Raw genomic sequence first — 19,118 nt, forward strand, 5'->3', positions numbered from 1 at the left:
CGATGGGGCGTTAGCGCGCGCCGCTCCCTGCGTCGAGATCATTCCGCCAGGAGCGCCCTGCACCCCACAGGATCACAACGAGCGCTAGCGCCACCACGCCGAGCGTATACCAGAGGCCCGCATAAGGATCGCCCGTCCGCGCCACGATATAGCTCGCGATGAAGGGCTGGAACCCGCCGAAATAGCCGGTGCCCACATGATAGGGGATGGAAAGCGAGCTGTAGCGCACGGCGGGAGGGAACATCTCGCTGAGCAGCGCCGCCACCGGGCCGTAAGTCATGCCGGAGAGCAGGCTCAGCCCGACGACGCCGAGCATGATGATGAGCAGGCTGCGCAGCGGCGGGGTCTGCGGCGTGAGGTCATAGCCGGCAACATCGAGCGCGGCGTCCATCCCCTCTCCCTCCGGATCTGCAACGACGGTGCCGCCCACGGTCACGCGCAGCTCCTTGCCATGCTGGACCGTATAAGAAAGGCCCTTTGCCGTCAGCCGGTCCAGCACCCGGCTGCAGGGTGTCGCCTGCCCCCCGCTTGCGAAGGGGTCGTAGCGGCATTGCGCGCCCGTCACGACGATGGGCGCACGTGCGCTCGTCGCCGCCAGCGCGGGATTGGCCTGGCTGCCGATCAGCCAGAAGGCAGGCACGAGCAGCACGAGAGTCAGCGCATATCCGATAGCGATGACGCGCCTGCGGCCCCATGTATCGGACAGATGGCCGAACAGGATGAACCAGACCGATCCGATCAGGGCGGCCAGCGCCACGATCACCTGCGCCGTCGTCGCGGAGACCTTCATCGGCCCCTGGAGGAAGGAGAGTACGGAGAACATCGAGGTGTACCAGATCACCGTCAGCCCCGCCGCCACGCCGAACAGGGCGACAAACAGGCGCCGCCCGTTGCCGGGATAGGTGAAGCTCTCAACGAAGGGATTGCGCGCCATCCGCCCTTCCGCCCGCATCTCCTCGAACACCGGGCTTTCGCGCAGCTTGCTGCGCATCCAGACTGAGATGACGAGAAGGACGATGGACAGCAGGAACGGCACGCGCCAGCCCCAGGCATCCCATGTCGCGGCCGACATGACGCCCTTGACCCCAAGCACGACGAACAGCGACAGGACGAAACCGCCCGCCACTGCCGCCTGGATGAAGCTCGTGTAGAAGCCAGCGCGTCCCTGCGGCGCATGCTCGGCCACGAAGACCGCCGCGCCGCCATATTCCCCGCCCAGCGCGAGGCCCTGGCAGATGCGCAGAAGGATGATGAGGACTGGCGCGGCCAGCCCGATCGTCTCGGCCGACGGCACAAGACCGACGCCTGCCGTCGCAACGCCCATCAGCACGATCGTCACGAGGAAAGTATATTTCCGGCCCAGCCTGTCGCCGAGATAGCCGAATATGATCGCGCCCAGGGGGCGGAAGCCGAAGCCGATCGCGAAGCCCGCCCAGGCAAGCAGGGTCTGCAGCGTCTCGCTGCCGGTCGGGAAGAAGACCCGCCCGATGATGCCGCTGGCCGCCAGGGTCCCGTAGATGAAGAAATCATACCATTCGAACATGGTGCCGAGCGACGAAGCGCCGATCACCAGCGGAATGGATTGCGTCGTCTCGCCGGTCTCCCCCTGCGCCGCAGCCGTTGCCATGTCCCCTCCATTCCCCTGCCCCGTCGCGACTTCTACGGGAGTTAAGGCGGGTTGTGAACGCCTCGCGACGCTCGGCCGGAAGGCCCTATTCCAGTTCGAGGATCACGTCATCCAGCGCCAGCGTCGCGCCGGACAGGGCCACGATGCTGGCGACGGTGCCGGCCTTGCCCGCGCGCAGGACATTCTCCATCTTCATCGCCTCGACGACCGCCAGCGGCTGGCCTGCCTCCACCTTGTCCCCCTCTTCCACGTGCAGCGCGACGAGCCGGCCGGGCATCGGGCTCATGAGGAAGCGCGAGAGATCGGGCGCGGGATGCTCGATCATGTGGACGGCATGGCGCGCGACATGCGCCGGCAGCACGCGCGCTTCATGAGACGCGCCGCGCGTGGTGAGGCGCCAGCCGGTCCGAACGGGCGCGATCCGCACGGCGAGCCCTTCCTGCGCGCCGTCCGTGCCGAACTCGGCTTCCACCAGCCGGTCGCCGGGCGTGTAGTCCAGCGCCATGAACAGCGGCGCGCCATCCACGGTGAGGTCATCGCCATGGATGGTCACCGCATGATCCTCGTCCCCGATCCGGACCTGCCAGTCCGTCGGCGGCGCGAGAGGGCGGCCGAGCTGGCCGTCGATCCGCCGCGCCCGGTCCGCCTGCGCCATCGAAACGAAGGCCGCGATCGCGGCGAGACGGCGCCTGAGGCCCGGCGCGGCCGGCGCACCGGCAAAACCGTCCGGATATTCCGTGGCGATGAAGGCGGTCGTGATGTCCCCCGCGCGGAAGCGCTCGTGCTGCATCAGAGCGGACAGGAAATCGATATTGTGATTGAGACCCTCGATCTCGAACCGGTCGAGCGCATCGATCTGGAGATCGATGGCGCCGGTGCGCGTGGGCGCGTGCGTCACCAGCTTGGCGATCATCGGATCGTAGAACATTGAGACGTCGCTGCCCTCGGCCACGCCATCGTCCAGCCGGATCTCGCCGCCGCGCGGGGTATCCTGGCCGGGGACGACTTCAAGCTCGGTAGCGTCGAGTTCATCGGCATCTGCCTCCACTACGCCGGTCTCCGGCCGCGTGTAGCGCACCAGACGCCCGGTGCTGGGCAGGAAACCGCGATAGGGGTCTTCCGCATAGACGCGGCTTTCGACCGCCCAGCCGTCCAGCCGCACGTCCGCCTGCGTGAAGCCAAGCGCCTCGCCATTGGCGACGCGGATCATCTGCTCGACCAGATCGAGGCCGGTCACCATCTCCGTCACCGGATGCTCGACCTGAAGCCGCGTGTTCATTTCGAGGAAGTAGAAGCTCTCCCCCGTCCTGTCCGCGCCGGAGACGATGAGTTCCACCGTGCCGGCGCTGTAATAGCCCACGGCCCGCGCGAGCGCGACGGCCTGCTCCCCCATCGCCCTGCGCATGTCCGGCGTCACGAACGGCGACGGCGCTTCCTCGATGACTTTCTGGTGGCGCCGCTGGATCGAGCATTCGCGCTCGCCCAGATAAAGGATGTTGCCATGCTGGTCCCCCAGCACCTGGATCTCGATATGGCGCGGCTGCTCGATGAACTTCTCGATGAACACGCGATCGTCGCCGAAGCTCGCCAGCCCCTCGCGCTTGACGGCGGGAAAGCCCTCGCGCACCTCGGCTTCCGAATAAGCGAGCCGCATGCCCTTGCCGCCGCCGCCGGCCGACGCCTTCATCATCACCGGATAGCCGATCTCGCCCGCAATCCGCACGGCATGATCGGTGTCGTCGATCTCGCCGACATGGCCCGGCACGACATTGACCCCGGCGGCGAGCGCCAGCTTCTTGGATTCGATCTTGTCGCCCATCGCGGCGATGGCATTGGGCGGCGGGCCAATGAAGACGATGTCATTCTCGGCGCAGGCCCGCGCGAAGCTTTCGCGCTCGGACAGGAAGCCATAGCCCGGATGCACCGCGTCCGCGCCGGTCGCCTTGCAAGCCGCGATGATCGCATCGGCGAGCAGATAGGATTGCGCAGCCGGCGGCGGGCCGAGCAGCACCGCCTCGTCCGCCATGAGCACATGCGGCGCGCGCGCATCCGCCTCGGAATAGACCGCGACCGTGGCGATACCCATCCGGCGCGCCGTGCGGATGACGCGGCAGGCGATCTCGCCGCGATTGGCGATGAGGATTTTGGAGATCATGGCAGCTTCCGTCCTCGAACAATGCGATGGATCGCCAGGGAGCCCGCTCCGGACACCAAAGGTGCGCCCCGCGTCATGAGCAACATGATAAAACTGACCCTGGGCACTGCGATTCAGCGACCGCCAGCCACGCCGCCGCTTCCCCGTCCGTCGTCATGCCGGACTTGATCCGGCATCCCGCTTTCTTGCCACGCGACATCAAGGAAGCTGGACTGCGGATCAAGTCCGGAGTGACGAAGAAGGTGCGGGGGAGCCTCACTCCGCAGCTTCTTCCAGATGCCCGTGCGGCGCGGCGTGCATCGCCGCGATGCCGAGCTTCGCCAGCAGCGCGCCATCGCTGTCGTCGCCCGCATTGGGCGCCGTGAGGAGCTTGTCGCCGGTGAAGATGCTGTTCGCGCCCGCCATGAAGCAGAGCGCCTGGCAGGCCTCGCTCATGCTCTCGCGGCCGGCGGAGAGGCGCACCATGCTCGCCGGCATGGTGATGCGCGCCACCGCTACCGTGCGCACGAACTCGATCTCGTCAATTTTGGCGAGCGGCGTGTCGGCCAGCATGTCGCCCAGGACCGTGCCTTTCACCGGCACCAGCGCGTTGATCGGCACGCTCTCGGGATGCGGCATGGTGGCGAGCGCGTGGATGAAGCCGATGCGGTCCTCCCGCGTCTCGCCCATGCCCACGATGCCGCCGCAGCACACATTGATGCCCGCCGCGCGCACCGCTTCCAGCGTGTCGATCCGCTCCGCGAAACTGCGGGTAGTGATCACCTCGCCATATTTCTCCGGCGCGGTATCGATATTGTGGTTGTAATAATCGAGGCCGGCCTGCGCGAGCATCTCCGCCTGCGCGGGCGTCAGCATGCCGAGCGTCATGCAGGTCTCCATGCCCATGGCGCGCACGCCCTTCACCATCTCGATGAGGGCCGGCATGTCGCGATCCTTGGGATTGCGCCAAGCCGCGCCCATACAGAAGCGGCCCGAGCCGTTATCCTTGGCCATGGCGGCGGACTGGAGCACGGCGCGCACGTCCATAAGCTTGGTCGCCTTGAGCCCCGTCTCGGCATGCACCGACTGGCTGCAATAGCCGCAATCCTCCGGGCAGCCGCCGGTCTTGATGGACAGCAGCGTCGAAAGCTGCACCGCGTTGCGCGGGTGGCCGGCGCGGTGGACGGTCTGCGCCTCGTAGAGCAGGTCCATGAACGGCAGGTCGAACAGGGCGGCAATCTCTGCCCGGGTCCAGTCTGTGCGGGGCTCAGTCATCAAAATCTCCATGCAGGGCGAGCGCTGCGCCCACCCCGCCTATTCCCTGGAAGAGAGCATGAGCGCGGGCAAGCCCCGACGGGGGCAATTGCTGTGCATGAAACGGCCGCGCCCTGCTCATCGCTCACAGCTGGTCCAGCGCCTGCGCCATGTCCGCGATGATGTCGTCGATATGCTCGATGCCGACGGAGACGCGCACGACGTCCGCCCCGGCGCCGGCGAGCACCAGCTCGTCATCGGAAAGCTGGCTGTGCGTCGTCGAGGCGGGGTGGATGATGAGCGAGCGCGTATCGCCGATATTGGCGAGATGGCTGAAGAGCTTCACCGAGGAAACCAGCTTCACGCCCGCCTCGCGCCCGCCCTTGAGGCCGAAGGTGAAGACCGCGCCGCCCTTGCCGCCCATGTAGCGCTGCGCCAGCGCATGATAGCGGTCCTCGGGCAGGCCGGCATAGGACACCCAGTCCACCTTGGGATGCGTGCGCAGCCACTGCGCCAGCATGAGGGCATTGCTGCAATGCCGCTCCATGCGCAGGGGCAGCGTCTCCATGCCGGTGAGCACGAGGAAAGCGTTCATCGGCGCCAGCGTCGGCCCCAGATCGCGCAGGCCCAGCGCCCGGCAAGCGAGAATGAAGGCGATGTTGCCGAACGCCTCGGTGAAGCGCTTGCCGTGATAGCTCGGGTTCGGCTCGCTGAGATATGGATATTTGCCGTTCTTCGCCCAGTCGAACCGGCCCGCGTCCACGATCACCCCGGCCAGCGAATTGCCATGGCCGCCAAGGAACTTGGTCGCGGAATGGACGACGATGTCCGCGCCATATTCGATCGGGCGGCACAGCATCGGCGTGGCCAGCGTGTTGTCGACGATGAGCGGCACGCCGGCCGCATGCGCGATCCGGGCGATGGCCTCGATATCCTGAACCACGCCGCCGGGATTGGCGAGGCTCTCGATGAAGACGGCGCGGGTCTTGTCGGTAATGGCGGCAGCGACATTGTCGGGCTCGTCCGCGTCGACGAACGTCGAATCCCAGCTCATCTTGCGGAAGCTGTGGCCGATCTGGTTGAGCGAGCCGCCGTAGAGCTTCTTCGCCGCCACGATGTGGCAGCCCGGCTCCATCAGCGTGTGGAAAGCGAGGAACTGCGCGGCATGGCCCGATGCCGTGGCCAGTGCCGCCGCGCCGCCTTCCATCGCCGCGATCTTGCCCTCGAACGCCCCGGTCGTGGGGTTCATCAGGCGCGTGTAGATGTTGCCGAACTCGTTGAGTCCGAACAGCGCCGCCGCATGCTCCGGACTATCGAACACATAGGATGTGGTCTGGTAGATCGGCGTGATGCGCGCCTTGGTCGTCGGGTCCGGCTCGGTCCCGGCGTGGATGGCGAGAGTCTCGATATGGTCGGTCATCGGCAATCACTTCTCCTGATGTCTGGTCGGTCTTTGGCCGATCAGACCGATTCCGGCGAGGGCATATTATGCCCGAGCAGGCGCAGCACGTCCTCGACCGAATCGAGCACATTGGTGCCGGGACCGTAGATCCCCTGCACGCCCGCTGCCCGCAACGCCTCATAATCCTGCGGCGGAATGACGCCGCCCACGATCACCCTGATATCCGCCCGCCCGGCCTCGCGAAGCCGCCCGATCAGCTCAGGGATCAGCGTCTTGTGCCCCGCGGCGAGGCTGGACGCGCCCACCACGTCCACATCCTTCTCCAGCGCCAGTGCGGCCGTCTCTTCCGGCGTCTGGAACAGCGGGCCGCTGGTCACCTCGAAGCCCAGATCCCCGAAGGCAGAGGCAATCACATTGGCGCCGCGATCATGCCCGTCCTGCCCCATCTTGGCGACGAGGATGCGCGGCTTGCGGCCAAGGCGCCGCTCCACGGCCTGCACGCCATCGACGACATTCGCCCAGCGCTGGTCCTCGCGGTAAGGCGCGGCGTAGACGCCTTTGACCGGCTGGGGGACCGTGGCGTAACGCCCGAACACCTCTTCCATCGCCGCGGAAATCTCGCCCAGCGTCGCGCGGGCCCGCGCCGCGTCCACCGCCAGGGCAAGGAGATTGCCGGTGCCCGCCGCGCCGGCCTTCAGCGCCGCGAGCGCCGCACTGCACGCCGCCTCGTCACGCTGCGCCTTCACCTGCCGGATGCGCGCGACCTGCGCGTCCCGCACGGCGTGATTATCCACTTCCAGGATCTCGATGGGCGCCTCGCCCGGCAGGCGATATCTGTTGACGCCCACGATCACGTCATCGCCCCGGTCGACCCGCGCCTGGCGGGCAGCGGCGGCTTCCTCGATCATCGCCTTGGGCCAGCCGGCGGCCACGGCCCGCGCCATGCCGCCTTCCGCCTCGACCCGGTCGATGATCGCCTGCGCGGCTTCGGCCAGCTCATGCGTGAGCGCCTCGACATAATAGCTGCCGCCGAGCGGATCGACGACCTTCGTCATCCCCGTCTCCTCCTGCAGCACGATCTGCGTGTTGCGGGCGATGCGGGCGGAAAAGTCCGTCGGCAGGGCAATGGCCTCATCGAGCGCATTGGTGTGCAGCGACTGGGTGCCGCCCAGCATCGCCGCCATCGCCTCGATGGTGGTGCGGATGACGTTGTTGTACGGGTCCTGCTCGGTCAACGAGACGCCGGACGTCTGGCAATGCGTGCGCAGCATCTTCGAGCGCTCGTCCTGTGCGCCGAGCGTCGTCATCGCCCTGTGCCAGAGCAGCCGCGCCGCGCGCAGCTTGGCGACTTCCATGAAGAAGTTCATGCCGATGGCGAAGAAGAAGCTGAGGCGGCCGGCGAAACGATCGATATCCAGCCCGGACGCCACGCCATATTTCACATATTCGATGCCGTCCGCGATGGTGAAGGCCAGTTCCTGCACCGCCGTCGCCCCGGCTTCCTGCATATGGTAGCCGGATATGGAGATGCTGTTGAAGCGGGGCATGTGGTCCGCCGTATAGGCGAAGATGTCCGAGATGATCCGCATGCTGGGCGCGGGCGGATAGATATAGGTATTGCGGACCATGAACTCCTTGAGGATGTCGTTCTGGATGGTCCCTTCCAGCTTCTCCTGAGCGACGCCCTGCTCCTGCGCCGCGACGATGAAGAAAGCGAGGACCGGGATCACCGCGCCGTTCATGGTCATGGAAACGGACATCTGGTCGAGCGGAATGCCGTCGAACAGGATCTTCATGTCCTCGACGGTATCGATCGCCACCCCTGCCTTGCCGACATCGCCCGTCACGCGCGGATGGTCGCTGTCGTAGCCGCGATGGGTGGCGAGATCGAAAGCGACGGACAGCCCCTTCTGCCCGGCCGCGAGATTGCGCTTGTAGAAGGCGTTGGATTCCTCGGCGGTCGAGAAGCCGGCATATTGGCGGACCGTCCAGGGCCGCCCCGCATACATGGAAGCACGCACGCCGCGCGTGAACGGCGCGAAGCCCGGCAGGCCGGGGTCCAGCCCTTCGATGTCCGCCGGCGTGTAGAGCGGGCGGACGTCAATGCCTTCCGGCGTGTGCCAGGCGAGATCGCGCCCCTTCACTTCCTGCGCGGCGCGCTGCTGCCAGTCCTCGATCGTGGGCCGGTCGGTCATCATTCGCCCCGGAAAATCGGTGCGCGCTTCTCGACGAAGGCGGCGACGCCTTCGCGGAAATCCTCGGTGCGCCCCGCAGCGCTCTGGTTTGCCGCTTCCACCGTCATCGTCTCGGGCAGCGTATGCGTGAGCGCCGCCGCCACCTGCTTGCGGATCAGGCCGATGGCCACGCCCGGCCCACGGGCGAGACGATGCGCGATCGCATCCGCTTCGCTCGCCAGTGCCTCATCATCGAAGACCCGCGCGACCAGCCCGGCATCCACGGCGTCCTGCGCGCTCATCTGCTCGCCCAGCAGCGCCATCTCCAGCGCCTTGGCCCGGCCCGCGCTCTTGGCGACCAGCCATGTCGCGCCGGCATCCGGCACCAGCCCGATATTGACGAAGCCAAGCTGGAGATAGGCCGAGCGCGCGATGAGGGCGATGTCCGCCGCCAGCGCCAGTGCCACGCCCGCGCCCACTGCGGGACCGTTGATGGCGCTCACCACCGGGATATCCAGCCCGGCAAGGCGCAGGAACAGGGGATGATAATAAGTCGCCAGCGTCTCGCCCAGATCGCGCACCACGCCGCCGCTGCCCGCCAGATCCGCTCCGGCACAGAAGGCGCGGCCGGCGCCGGTGAGGAGCACCGCGCGGGCCCCGGCCGCCACGCCGTCGTCCAGCGCATGCGTCAAGGCTGCCAGCAATTCGGTGGAAAGGGCATTGAGCCGCTCCGGCCGGTTGAGCGTTAGCGTCAGGACGCCTTCCTGCAGGGAAGAGATGAGGATCTGGGTCAATGTCCCGCTCCCTTGGGGGTTTCCATGATCTCGGTCAGCACGCCGCCCATGTCCCGGGGATGGACGAAGAAGACCGGCGTGCCGTGCGCGCCAAGGCGCGGCTCGCCCAGCACCCGCTTGCCCTGCCGCTCGAACCAGTCCTTCGCGGCCGCTATGTCCGGCACTTCGAACGCGAGATGATGCTGCCCGCCCTGCGGGTTCTTCGCGAGGAAGGCCGCAATGGGCGAGGCATCCCCAAGCGGCTCCAGCAATTCGATCTGCGTGCCCGCCGTGCCGTCCGCCCCGGGCGTCTCGACGAAGCAGACGCGCACGCCCTGCCCGGCCATGTCGAACGGTTCGCGAATGATCTGCGCGCCCATGACATCACGCCAGAAGGCGATCGCCGCCTCCAGCGAAGGCGTCGCCACGCCGACATGATTGAGGCGCCCCAGCTTCATCAGAGCAGTTCCACCGCCATCGCCGTCGCCTCGCCGCCGCCAATGCACAGCGACGCGATGCCGCGTCGTCCGCCGGTGCGCTCCAGCGCGGAGAGCAGGGTCGCCACGATGCGCGCGCCGGACGCGCCGACCGGATGGCCGAGCGCCGTCGCCCCGCCATGGATGTTCACCTTCTCGTGCGGAATGGAGAGGTCATGCATCGCCGCCATGGTGACGACGGCGAATGCCTCGTTGATCTCGAACAGGTCGACATCCTCGACGCGCCAGCCGGTCTTCGCCAGCAGCTTCTCGATCGCCCCGACAGGGGCGGTGGTGAAATGGGCGGGCAGCCGGGCATGCGCTGTATGGGCCACAATCCGCGCGACCGGGCGCACGCCGTTGGCCGCTACCCAGCCCTCGCCCGCCAGCACCAGCGCGGCCGCGCCGTCCGAAATGGAGCTGGCATTGGCGGCAGTGATCGTACCGTCCTTTGCAAATGCCGGCCGCAGGCTCGGGATCTTCGCGGGATCGCCCTTCAGCGGCTGCTCGTCCTGCGCGACGGTTTGCGAGCCCTTGCGGCTTGTCACTTCGACCGGGACGATTTCCTTTTCGAACCAGCCGCCTGCCTGCGCCTTCTGCGCCCGGGTCAGGGATTCGATCGCATAGGCATCCTGCGCCTCGCGCGTGAACTGATAGTCGCGCGCCGTGCCCTCGGCGAAGACGCCCATCGCCTTGCCCGGCTCATAGGCATCCTCCAGCCCATCGAGCATCATGTGGTCATAAATGACATCATGGCCAATGCGGGCGCCGGCCCGGTGCTTCTTCATGAGATAGGGCGCGTTGGACATGCTCTCCATGCCACCCGCGACGATCAGCTCGGCCGACCCCGCCGCGATGGCGTCCGCCGCCATCATCGCTGCCTTCATGCCGCTGCCGCACATCTTGTTGATGGTGGTCGCCTCGACATGATCGGGCAGCCCTGCCCCGCGCGCGGCCTGGCGCGCCGGCGCCTGCCCGAGCCCCGCCGGCAGCACGCAGCCCATATAGCAGCGTTCGACCGCCGCCGGATCGACGCCCGCGCGCTCGACCGCAGCCCTGACGGCGGCGGTGCCGAGCTCCGTCGCGCTGGCGCCGGAAAGGTTGCCCTGGAATCCACCCATCGGCGTGCGGGCATAAGAGAGAATGAGCGTGGCGTTCGTCGTCATGTCCGGAAATCCATCATTCAACCAGCATCCTCCCCGCAAAGCGGGGAAAGACGAACCGGTGCGGAAACATCAATTCAGCAGGCCCAAGCACAGGATGGAGAGAGACATCACACTCAGTCCGATCCATGGCACGGCGCGTAACAGTTTCAGTTCAACCTCGAACCGACGGGGATCATCGCCTCTTCTAATAACCTGCTCCCCGATCAGACCGCGAACCCGAAAACGCAGTTCTCCCGACCTGGATGCTTCCCGAGCCTTCATGAGAGGGATGACGCAAGCCGCAGCCAGTGCGACCCCGCCTCCCAGAACAAGAAAAAGTGAACTATCCATCACAGCGGTATGTTATCATGCTTCTTCCACGGATTCTCGAGCTGCTTGTTGCGCAGCTTCCGCAGCCCGAGCGCGACGCGCCGCCGCGTGGAATGAGGCATGATGACCTCGTCGATGAAACCCTTGGAGGCGGCGACGAAGGGGTTGGCGAAGCGATCCTCATATTCCTTCGTGCGCGCGGCGATCTTCTCGGGGTCGCCGATATCCTTGCGGAAGATGATCTCCACTGCGCCCTTGGCGCCCATCACGGCGATCTCGGCGGTCGGCCAGGCATAATTGAGGTCCCCGCGCAGATGCTTGGAAGCCATCACGTCATAGGCACCGCCATAGGCCTTGCGCGTAATGACGGTGATCTTGGGCACCGTCGCCTCGGCATAAGCGAAGAGCAGCTTGGCGCCATGCTTGATGATGCCGGCATGCTCCTGCGCCGTGCCGGGCAGGAAGCCGGGGACGTCGACGAAGGTGAGGATCGGGATCTCGAACGCGTCGCAGAAGCGCACGAAGCGCGCGGCCTTCTTCGAGGAATTGATGTCGAGCACGCCCGCGAGGACCATCGGCTGGTTCGCGACCACGCCGACCGTGCGGCCCTCGATCCGCCCGAAACCGCAGATGATATTGCCGGCATGGGCGGGCTGGATCTCAAAGAAATCGCCTTCGTCCAGCGCCTTGCGGATGACCTCGTGCATGTCATAGGGCTGGTTGGCGCTTGCCGGGATGAGCGTATCCAGTCCCGGCTCCTCGCGATCCCACGGGTCGGCGGTGGGACGATCGGGCACGGGATCGCGATTGTTCGCGGGAAGAAAGTCCACGAAGTCGCGCGCCGCCAGCAACGCCTCGATGTCATTCTCGAAAGCGACGTCGGCGACGCCCGACTTCGTGGTGTGAGTCACGGCGCCCCCGAGTTCCTCCTGCGAAACCATTTCGTTCGTGACGGTTTTCACGACATCGGGGCCGGTGACGAACATGTAGCTCGAATGTTTCACCATGAAGATGAAGTCGGTCATGGCCGGGGAATAGACCGCGCCGCCGGCACAGGGCCCCATCACCAGACTGATCTGCGGGACCACGCCGGACGCCAGCACGTTGCGCTGGAACACCTCGGCATAGCCACCGAGCGACGCCACCCCTTCCTGGATGCGGGCGCCGCCACTGTCGTTGAGGCCGATCACCGGCGCGCCGACCTTCATCGCCATGTCCATGATCTTGCAGATCTTCTGAGCATGCCGTTCGGACAGCGACCCGCCGAAGACCGTGAAATCCTGGCTGAAGACGAAGACCAGCCGGCCATTGATCGTGCCCGAGCCCGTGACGACGCCGTCGCCGGGCATGCGCTGCGCATCCATGCCGAAATCGGTGCAGTTATGCTCGACATACATGTCGAGCTCCTCGAACGAGCCTTCGTCCAGCAGCACGTCGAGCCGTTCGCGCGCCGTCAGCTTGCCCTTGGCGTGCTGCGCGGCGATGCGCGCCTCGCCGCCGCCAAGCCTTGCCGCGGCGCGCTTGGCCTCAAGCTGCTCGATGATGGGCAGATCGGACACGGGCTCTCCATCCTGCGAAACGGACTGTTTGCGAAACGCGCTGGTGCCTGAATATGGCCCCGGCAGGGCTTTGTCACGCGTAGCGCTTTGCAAACTTGCGGAGTTGCGAAGCGTCGGTTTGCGGATTAGGCAGCGCGCATGTCCCGCGGCACCCGCCTCTTCGTCGGCCAGAAGGTCCGGCAGCTTCGCCTCGACAATCGCATGGACCAGAAGGCCATGGCGCGGCTGCTCGACATCTCCGTTTCCTATCTTTCCCAGCTCGAGAATAACGACCGCCCCCTCACCGCCAAGGTGAAGGCCGCGCTCGCGAGCGCCTTCCCGCTGGACTGGTCCGCGTTTGACGAGCGGCAGGAGGAGCAGTTGCTGGGCGCGTTCAACTGGGCGCTCGCCAATCCCGGCCTCGGCTCGCCGCCGCCCGATCCGGAACGCGCCGAGCGGCTGCATCTCCATTATCCGGACTTCGCGGCGCGCTATGTCGAGCTGCACCATGCGTTGCGCCAGACGCAGGAACGGCTCGCGATGATGGAAGAGGCCATCGCGTCCGACGCTGCGCCGGCCGCGCGGGCACCCTGGGAGACAGTGCGCGACTGGTTCCACGAGTCAGGCAATTACATCCATGCACTCGATGTCGCGGCCGAGGATCTCTGCGCACGGCTGGGGCTTGGCGGGCCGGACAATGAAGCACGGCTGCTGCGCGCGCTGGAGGAACGGCACCAGTGCCGCGTCAGCCCCAGCGAAAGCGACCGCACCATGCTGCGCCGCTACGATGCCGCCGGACGGCAGCTCAGCATCAATGCCGCCCTGCCCCTCCCCAGTCGCGCCTTCCAGATCGCCAACCAGTTGATGCAGTTCGAGCTGGGGGGAGACATGGCGGCGATCATGGCCGAGGCCCAGCTTGGCGATCCGGTGGCAGACCAGCTGCTCCTGCTCGGTCTCGCCAATTATGCCGCCGGTGCGCTGCTGATGCCTTATGGTCATTTCCGCCAGTCCGCCCGGTCCCTGCGCCACGATATCGATCCGCTCGCCCGCCAGTTCGGCGTGAGCTTCGAGCAGGCCTGCCACCGGCTCTCGACCCTCCAGCGGCCGGGGCAGCGCGGCATTCCCTTCTTCTTCTGCCGGGTCGACATGGCCGGCAACATCACCAAGCGGCACAGCGCCACGCGCCTGCAATTCGCCCGGTTCGGCGGCGCCTGCCCGCTCTGGGGGGTGCATGAGGCTGTAGCGATCCCCGACCGGATCATCGTGCAGCTCGCCGAGATGCCGGACGGAATGCGCTATGTCTCCATGGCGCGGGGTCTTGTGAAGCCCTCGGGCAGCTATGCCCGCGCGCCGCGCCGCTATGCCGTGGTGCTTGGCTGCGAGATCGAGCATGCCGGCAACTTCATCTATGCCGATGGCCTGCGCCTCACCGACGAGGCCGCCGCCACACCCATCGGCATGTCCTGCCGCCTCTGCCCGCGCGAAGGCTGCGACCAGCGCGCCTTTCCCCCGCTCGACCGACCGATCCACATCGAGCGCGATCATCGCGGCATCGTGCCTTACGGGATCGGGTGAGCGCGGGAAGCAGCGCCCTCAGCGCATCAGGACGAGCTCTTCCGCCATGCTGGGATGCAGCGCCACCGTGGCATCGAAATCGGCCTTGGTGAGGCCGGCCTTCACCGCGATGGCGGCGGCCTGCAGAATCTCGGGCGCATCGGGCGAAAGCATGTGGATGCCGACGACCTGGTCCGTCAGGCCATTGCAGACCAGCTTGTAGAGGCTGCGCTCGTTGCGATTGGCCAGCGTGTTCTTCATCGGCCGGAAATCGGACGTATAGACCTTCACATTGCCGAGCTTGTTGCGCGCCTCGCCTTCCGTCATCCCCACCGCGCCGATCGGCGGGTGGCTGAACACGGCGGAGGGAATGCAGTCATAATCCACCGTGCGCGGATTGCCGCCGAACACCGTGTCCGCAAAGGCATGGCCCTCGCGGATCGCCACGGGCGTGAGCTGCACGCGGTTGGTGACGTCCCCCACGGCATAGATGCTCTCGACATTGGTGCGGCTGTGGGCATCCACCTTGATCGCGCCCTTCTCGATCTCGACGCCGGCATTCTCCAGCCCGAGCCCGTCGATCTTGGGATTGCGCCCGGTGGCAAAAAGCACGAGATCCGTCTCGATGGGCGCGCCGCCAGTGATGAAGACCTTGAGCGAGCCGTCTTCCTGCTTCTCGATCTTCTCCAGCGGCGCGTTGAAGCGGAACTGGATGCCCTTGGACATGCTGATCTGCAGCAGACGGTCACGAATCTGTTCGTCATAGCCGCGCAGGATCTGGTCGCCGCGCAGCACCAGCGTCACCTGGCAGGCGAATTCGTGGAAGATGCCGGCAAATTCATTGGCGATATAGCCGCCGCCGAAGATGGCGACGCGGCGCGGCATCTTTTCCAGGTGGAAGACTTCGTTCGAGGTAATGCCCAGCTCCGCGCCGGGCACGTCCGGCACGTTCGGCCAGGCACCGGTAGCGACGAGGATATATTTCGCCTTCACCAGCCTGCCGCTGGCAAGGCGCACCTCATGCGGCCCCTCGATCGTGGCGCGTTCGTGGAACGTGATGACCTTGTTGTTGTCCAGCGTCTGCTGGTACAGCCCCTCCAGTCGCGACACTTCCCCGATCACATTGTCGCGCAGCGTCGGCCAGTCGAAGGCGCAATCCGGCACATTCCAGCCGAAGCGGCGCGCGTCCTTGAGATCCTCGGCGAAATGCGCGCCATAGACGAGAAGCTTCTTGGGCACGCAGCCCCGGATGACACAGGTCCCGCCGACCTTGTGCTCCTCAGCCACGGCGACCCGCGCACCATGCCCGGCCGCCACGCGCGAGGCCCGGACGCCCCCCGAGCCTGCGCCGATCACGAACAGGTCGAAATCATAGTCGTCGCTCATGGGATATCCTCACCGGGCTGATTATCGGTCACGCGCATATGGGCAGGCACAAGCGGCGGCGCAAAGCAATTTTGCTTGCGAGGTTGATAGTGTCCGGCAGGAACCACCACCCTCGCCGCGCATGGCCTTATCCCAGCGCCAGCTCGATCAGCGCCATCGTGCTCGGATCGAAGCCCTGCGCGCCTTCCTGCTCGATGCTCCTGGCGATCTCCTTGCCCAGCTCCACGCCGAACTGATCGAAGCTGTTGATCTCCATCAGCACGCCATTGGCAAAGGTGCGGTGCTCGTAGAACGCGATCAGCGCGCCCAGGGTATGGGGCGTGAGCGCATCGATGAGGATCGTCGTCGAGGGGCGATTGCCGGGATAGGCCCGGGCGGGATCGGCGGCATTCTCGCGCCCCTGCATCAGCGCCGCGCCCTGCGCGAAGCAGTTGACCAGCAAGGTCTGGTGATGAGCGGGATCGAGATTGTCGCCCGCTTCCGTGACCGCCACGAACTCGACCGGCACGACATGCGTGCCCTGATGGAGAAGCTGGAACACGGCATGCTGGGCATCGGTGCCCACGCCGCCCCAGGTGATGGCCGCCGTCGGCCCGTCCACCGGCGTGCCATCCGCCTTCACCGATTTGCCGTTGCTCTCCATCTCCAGCTGCTGGAGATAGTCGGGCAGCAGACGCAGGCGCTCGTCATAAGCGAAGACGGCGCGGGTCTGGCAACCCATGACACGCGCATAATATTGATCGACGAAAGCCGCGCGCAGCGGTGCGTTCGCCAGCGGGCCGGCATGGCGGAAATGCCGGTCCATGGCGGCGGCGCCTTCCAGCAGCGCTTCGAACCCGTCCCAGCCCAGTGCCAGCGCGGCGGGAAAGCCGATGGACGACCAGAGCGAATAGCGCCCGCCCACACTCTCGGAAAAGCCGAGAATGCGCGTCTCGTCCACGCCCCATTCGATCGCCTTGTCCGGCGCGGCGGTGAGCGCGACCACCTGTCCATAAGGGTCTTCCACGCCCGCGCGTGTCATCCAGTCGATGGCGCTTGCCGCGTTGAGCATCGTTTCGGTGGTGGTGAAGGTCTTGGACGCGATGACGAGCAAGGTGCAGGCCGGATCGAAGCGGGCCATCGCTTCCTCCAGCGCCACCCCGTCGACATTGGACACGATGGCGACGTCATAGCGGTCCGCGCTGCGGGCCAGCGCATCTACGAGCAGATCCGGCCCGAGCGCCGATCCGCCGATGCCGACATGGAGGATGTGGCGAATCTCGCCCAGCGCACCGGCCTCGATCGCGTCGATGAGCGTGCGCATCCGGGCCTTGTGCTCGCGCGCCGCTTCCACGCTCGCCGCCTTGCCTTCGCCGCGCTCGGCACTGTGCTCGACCGCGCGCCCTTCGGTGACGTTGATCGCCTCGCCATTGAACATCGCCGCGCGCCGGCCGGAAAAATCCACCGCCTCGGCAAGCTCCGCGAACAGCGCGAGCGCCTCGCCGGTCAGATGCGTCTTGGAGAAATCGAAGCGCAGTGCCCCTTCCTCCACTACATGCGCGGCCAGCCGCCCGAAATCCGCCCCGAAAAGCGCCCGCAGGTCGGGGACATCAAGGGCTTTGAGAGCGTTCCAGCAAGCGGCAATGCGATCAGTCTCAGCCATGCGATCCTTCTTTCCCCTCGGGTTTCACCGGGGGGCATATCCAATCGCAGGCCCCATTGCACCCCCTCAGGCCGGTCGCGCAAACGCAGTCCGTCCGATGCCCGGCGCTTGACGCCGCACGCATGGGCCCGCAAAGACGGCGAACGGGCCGTCCGGCCCCGGCCAACTCCAGGAAAGCGCGCGTTCCATGTCCCAGAAATCCGAAACGCGGGATCTCCTGACGTTTCTGCTCAAGCTGGCGCTGGTCGTTCTGCTGATCCGCTCGCTGCTCGTCGCGCCGTTCAACATCCCGTCCGAATCGATGCAGCCCCGCCTGCTGATCGGGGATTATCTGCTCGTCTCGAAATGGCCTTATGGCTATTCGCGCTACAGCTTCCCCTTCCATCCCGACCTGTTCGAGGGCCGCATCATGGGCAGCGACCCCGAGCGCGGCGATGTCGTGGTGTTCGCCTCGCCCCGCAATCCGCGCGAGGACTGGATCAAGCGCGTGATCGGCCTGCCGGGCGATACGGTGCAGGTGCGCGAAGGCACGGTCTATCTCAATGGCCAGCCCGTTCCCCGGCGCCGGGTGGACGATCTCGTCATTCCGGTGACGGCCAACATGACCAGCGCAGCGCGCAACGAGCGGGCGCTCTCGCCCTGCTTCCGCTCCGATTTCGAGTTCACCGACCCCAAGGGGGATGCATTCTGCCGCTATCCGCGGTTCCGCGAGACGCTGCCCAACGGCAAGAGCTACGAAGTGCTGGACCTGATCGACAGCGCGGCCGACAATACCGGCGTCTATGTGGTTCCGGAGGACCATGTGTTCGTCATGGGTGACAATCGCGATCGCAGCGCCGACAGCCGCATCCCGCAGGAAGAAGGCGGCGTGGGCGCCTTGCCGATCGACCATCTGATCGGCCGCGCGATGGTCAGCTTCTTCTCCACCGACGGGTCGGCCAATCTGCTGCTCCCCTGGACCTGGCTCACCGCCGCCCGGGCCGAACGCATCGGCGAGGGCTTTTGAGCGGCGCCGCGCCAGACGCATGGCTTGCCGGCCTCATTGGCCGCGCGCCGCGCGACAAGGCGCTGTATGAGCAGGCGCTCACCCATGGCAGTGCCAGCGCCGATCATTATGAGCGGCTGGAATTCCTCGGCGACCGGGTGCTGGGCCTCGTCATGGCGGACTGGCTCTACCAGCGCTTCCCTCAGGAAAAGGAAGGCCAGCTTTCCCGCCGCTTCAACCATCTGGTAGCCGGCGGCACCTGCGCCCGGGTGGCCCGGGCGATCGGCGTGCGCGCGCATCTGCGCCTCGGCAAGCAGGCACGCGACGATGGCGCGGTGGACAGCGACAATGTGCTCGGTGACGTGATGGAAGCGCTCATCGGCGCGCTTTATCTCGATGCCGGCATGGACGCGGCGACCGGCTTCGTGCGGCGGCTGTGGGAAGGCGAGCTGGACAGTCAGGCCAGCGCGCCCAAGCATCCCAAGTCCGCACTCCAGGAATGGGCGGCCGCGAACAATCGCCGCCCCCCGGAATACAGCCTTGTCGAGCGCAGCGGACCCCAGCATGCATTGCGCTTCACGGTCAGCGTCACCATCAAGGGCGCTGGCGAGGCGCGCGGAGAAGGCCATTCCAAGCAGGAAGCGGAAACCGCTGCTGCCACGGCGCTGCTGACGAAATTGTCGGGATGAAGCCCTCGG

Annotated in this window: 14 protein-coding genes; 3 read left to right on the forward strand and 11 right to left on the reverse strand. The window is 66.4% G+C overall.

Features of this window, described 5'->3' with window-relative positions; all coding sequences use genetic code 11:
• Positions 1-10 precede the first annotated feature (10 nt).
• The 9 genes from SLG_RS12215 to SLG_RS12255 all read right to left on the reverse strand — a co-directional run bounded on the left by SLG_RS12215 (position 11) and on the right by SLG_RS12255 (position 12,874).
• Complete coding sequence (locus tag SLG_RS12215) at positions 11-1,627, reverse strand: MFS transporter (protein WP_014076786.1); 1,617 nt, start codon at positions 1,625-1,627, stop codon at positions 11-13.
• A gap of 85 nt (positions 1,628-1,712) precedes the next feature.
• On the reverse strand, positions 1,713-3,782 hold the full coding sequence (locus SLG_RS12220) for an acetyl-CoA carboxylase biotin carboxylase subunit (protein ID WP_014076787.1): 2,070 nt from the start codon (positions 3,780-3,782) through the stop codon (positions 1,713-1,715).
• Between the two features lie 255 nt (positions 3,783-4,037).
• Positions 4,038-5,036, reverse strand: a complete 999-nt coding sequence (gene bioB, locus SLG_RS12225; protein WP_148276579.1) for a biotin synthase BioB — start codon at positions 5,034-5,036, stop codon at positions 4,038-4,040.
• Between the two features lie 124 nt (positions 5,037-5,160).
• Positions 5,161-6,435: an O-acetylhomoserine aminocarboxypropyltransferase gene (locus tag SLG_RS12230; RefSeq protein WP_014076789.1), complete on the reverse strand. Its 1,275-nt coding sequence runs from the start codon at positions 6,433-6,435 to the stop codon at positions 5,161-5,163.
• Positions 6,436-6,476: 41 nt separating this feature from the next.
• Entirely contained in the window at positions 6,477-8,612 is a 2,136-nt protein-coding gene (gene scpA / locus SLG_RS12235) for a methylmalonyl-CoA mutase (RefSeq protein ID WP_041391987.1), read from the reverse strand.
• On the reverse strand, positions 8,612-9,385 hold the full coding sequence (locus SLG_RS12240; RefSeq protein WP_014076791.1) for an enoyl-CoA hydratase-related protein: 774 nt from the start codon (positions 9,383-9,385) through the stop codon (positions 8,612-8,614). The genes scpA and SLG_RS12240 overlap by 1 nt, the downstream gene beginning before the upstream one ends.
• Positions 9,382-9,822 carry a methylmalonyl-CoA epimerase gene (mce, locus tag SLG_RS12245; RefSeq protein WP_014076792.1) on the reverse strand — a complete coding sequence of 147 codons (441 nt, stop codon included), beginning with the start codon at positions 9,820-9,822 and terminating at the stop codon, positions 9,382-9,384. Before mce ends, SLG_RS12240 begins: the two co-directional genes overlap by 4 nt.
• Positions 9,822-11,006 (reverse strand): acetyl-CoA C-acyltransferase, encoded by a 1,185-nt coding sequence (locus SLG_RS12250; protein ID WP_041393240.1) that lies wholly within the window; start codon positions 11,004-11,006, stop codon positions 9,822-9,824. The genes mce and SLG_RS12250 overlap by 1 nt, the downstream gene beginning before the upstream one ends.
• Positions 11,007-11,335: 329 nt before the next feature.
• Entirely contained in the window at positions 11,336-12,874 is a 1,539-nt protein-coding gene (locus SLG_RS12255) for an acyl-CoA carboxylase subunit beta (RefSeq protein ID WP_014076794.1), read from the reverse strand.
• Between the two features lie 138 nt (positions 12,875-13,012).
• Between SLG_RS12255 and SLG_RS12260 the strand changes: the two genes are divergently transcribed.
• Positions 13,013-14,428: a helix-turn-helix domain-containing protein gene (locus SLG_RS12260; RefSeq protein WP_014076795.1), complete on the forward strand. Its 1,416-nt coding sequence runs from the start codon at positions 13,013-13,015 to the stop codon at positions 14,426-14,428.
• 18 nt (positions 14,429-14,446) lie between these two features.
• Here the strand turns inward: SLG_RS12260 and gorA are convergent, their stop codons facing one another.
• Both gorA and pgi read right to left on the reverse strand, forming a co-directional pair.
• Positions 14,447-15,793, reverse strand: coding sequence for a glutathione-disulfide reductase (gene gorA, locus SLG_RS12265; protein ID WP_014076796.1), 1,347 nt, complete (start codon positions 15,791-15,793; stop codon positions 14,447-14,449).
• A 127-nt stretch (positions 15,794-15,920) separates the two neighbouring features.
• The gene (gene pgi / locus SLG_RS12270) at positions 15,921-17,435 is read right to left on the reverse strand and encodes a glucose-6-phosphate isomerase (RefSeq protein WP_014076797.1); all 1,515 of its coding nucleotides are present in this window, start codon (positions 17,433-17,435) and stop codon (positions 15,921-15,923) included.
• A 187-nt stretch (positions 17,436-17,622) separates the two neighbouring features.
• Here pgi and lepB point away from each other — a divergent pair, with 187 nt between their 5' ends.
• Entirely contained in the window at positions 17,623-18,441 is an 819-nt protein-coding gene (gene lepB, locus SLG_RS12275; RefSeq protein ID WP_014076798.1) for a signal peptidase I, read from the forward strand.
• On the forward strand, positions 18,438-19,109 hold the full coding sequence (gene rnc, locus SLG_RS12280; RefSeq protein WP_014076799.1) for a ribonuclease III: 672 nt from the start codon (positions 18,438-18,440) through the stop codon (positions 19,107-19,109). Before lepB ends, rnc begins: the two co-directional genes overlap by 4 nt.
• Positions 19,110-19,118: the final 9 nt, after the last annotated feature.

Source organism: Sphingobium sp. SYK-6 (assembly GCF_000283515.1).
GTDB lineage: Bacteria > Pseudomonadota > Alphaproteobacteria > Sphingomonadales > Sphingomonadaceae > Sphingobium > Sphingobium lignivorans.

Bases quoted from the DNA above. Each gene is read 5' to 3' on its own strand.
- scpA (WP_041391987.1), bottom strand. From the start codon at position 8,612: ATGACCGACCGGCCCACGATCGAGGACTGGCAGCAGCGCGCCGCGCAG.
- SLG_RS12230 (WP_014076789.1), bottom strand. From the start codon at position 6,435: ATGACCGACCATATCGAGACTCTCGCCATCCACGCCGGGACCGAGCCG.
- bioB (WP_148276579.1), bottom strand. From the start codon at position 5,036: ATGACTGAGCCCCGCACAGACTGGACCCGGGCAGAGATTGCCGCCCTG.
- mce (WP_014076792.1), bottom strand. From the start codon at position 9,822: ATGAAGCTGGGGCGCCTCAATCATGTCGGCGTGGCGACGCCTTCGCTG.
- pgi (WP_014076797.1), bottom strand. From the start codon at position 17,435: ATGGCTGAGACTGATCGCATTGCCGCTTGCTGGAACGCTCTCAAAGCC.
- lepB (WP_014076798.1), top strand. From the start codon at position 17,623: ATGTCCCAGAAATCCGAAACGCGGGATCTCCTGACGTTTCTGCTCAAG.
- SLG_RS12215 (WP_014076786.1), bottom strand. From the start codon at position 1,627: ATGGCAACGGCTGCGGCGCAGGGGGAGACCGGCGAGACGACGCAATCC.
- SLG_RS12260 (WP_014076795.1), top strand. From the start codon at position 13,013: ATGTCCCGCGGCACCCGCCTCTTCGTCGGCCAGAAGGTCCGGCAGCTT.
- SLG_RS12250 (WP_041393240.1), bottom strand. From the start codon at position 11,006: ATGACGACGAACGCCACGCTCATTCTCTCTTATGCCCGCACGCCGATG.
- SLG_RS12220 (WP_014076787.1), bottom strand. From the start codon at position 3,782: ATGATCTCCAAAATCCTCATCGCCAATCGCGGCGAGATCGCCTGCCGC.
- gorA (WP_014076796.1), bottom strand. From the start codon at position 15,793: ATGAGCGACGACTATGATTTCGACCTGTTCGTGATCGGCGCAGGCTCG.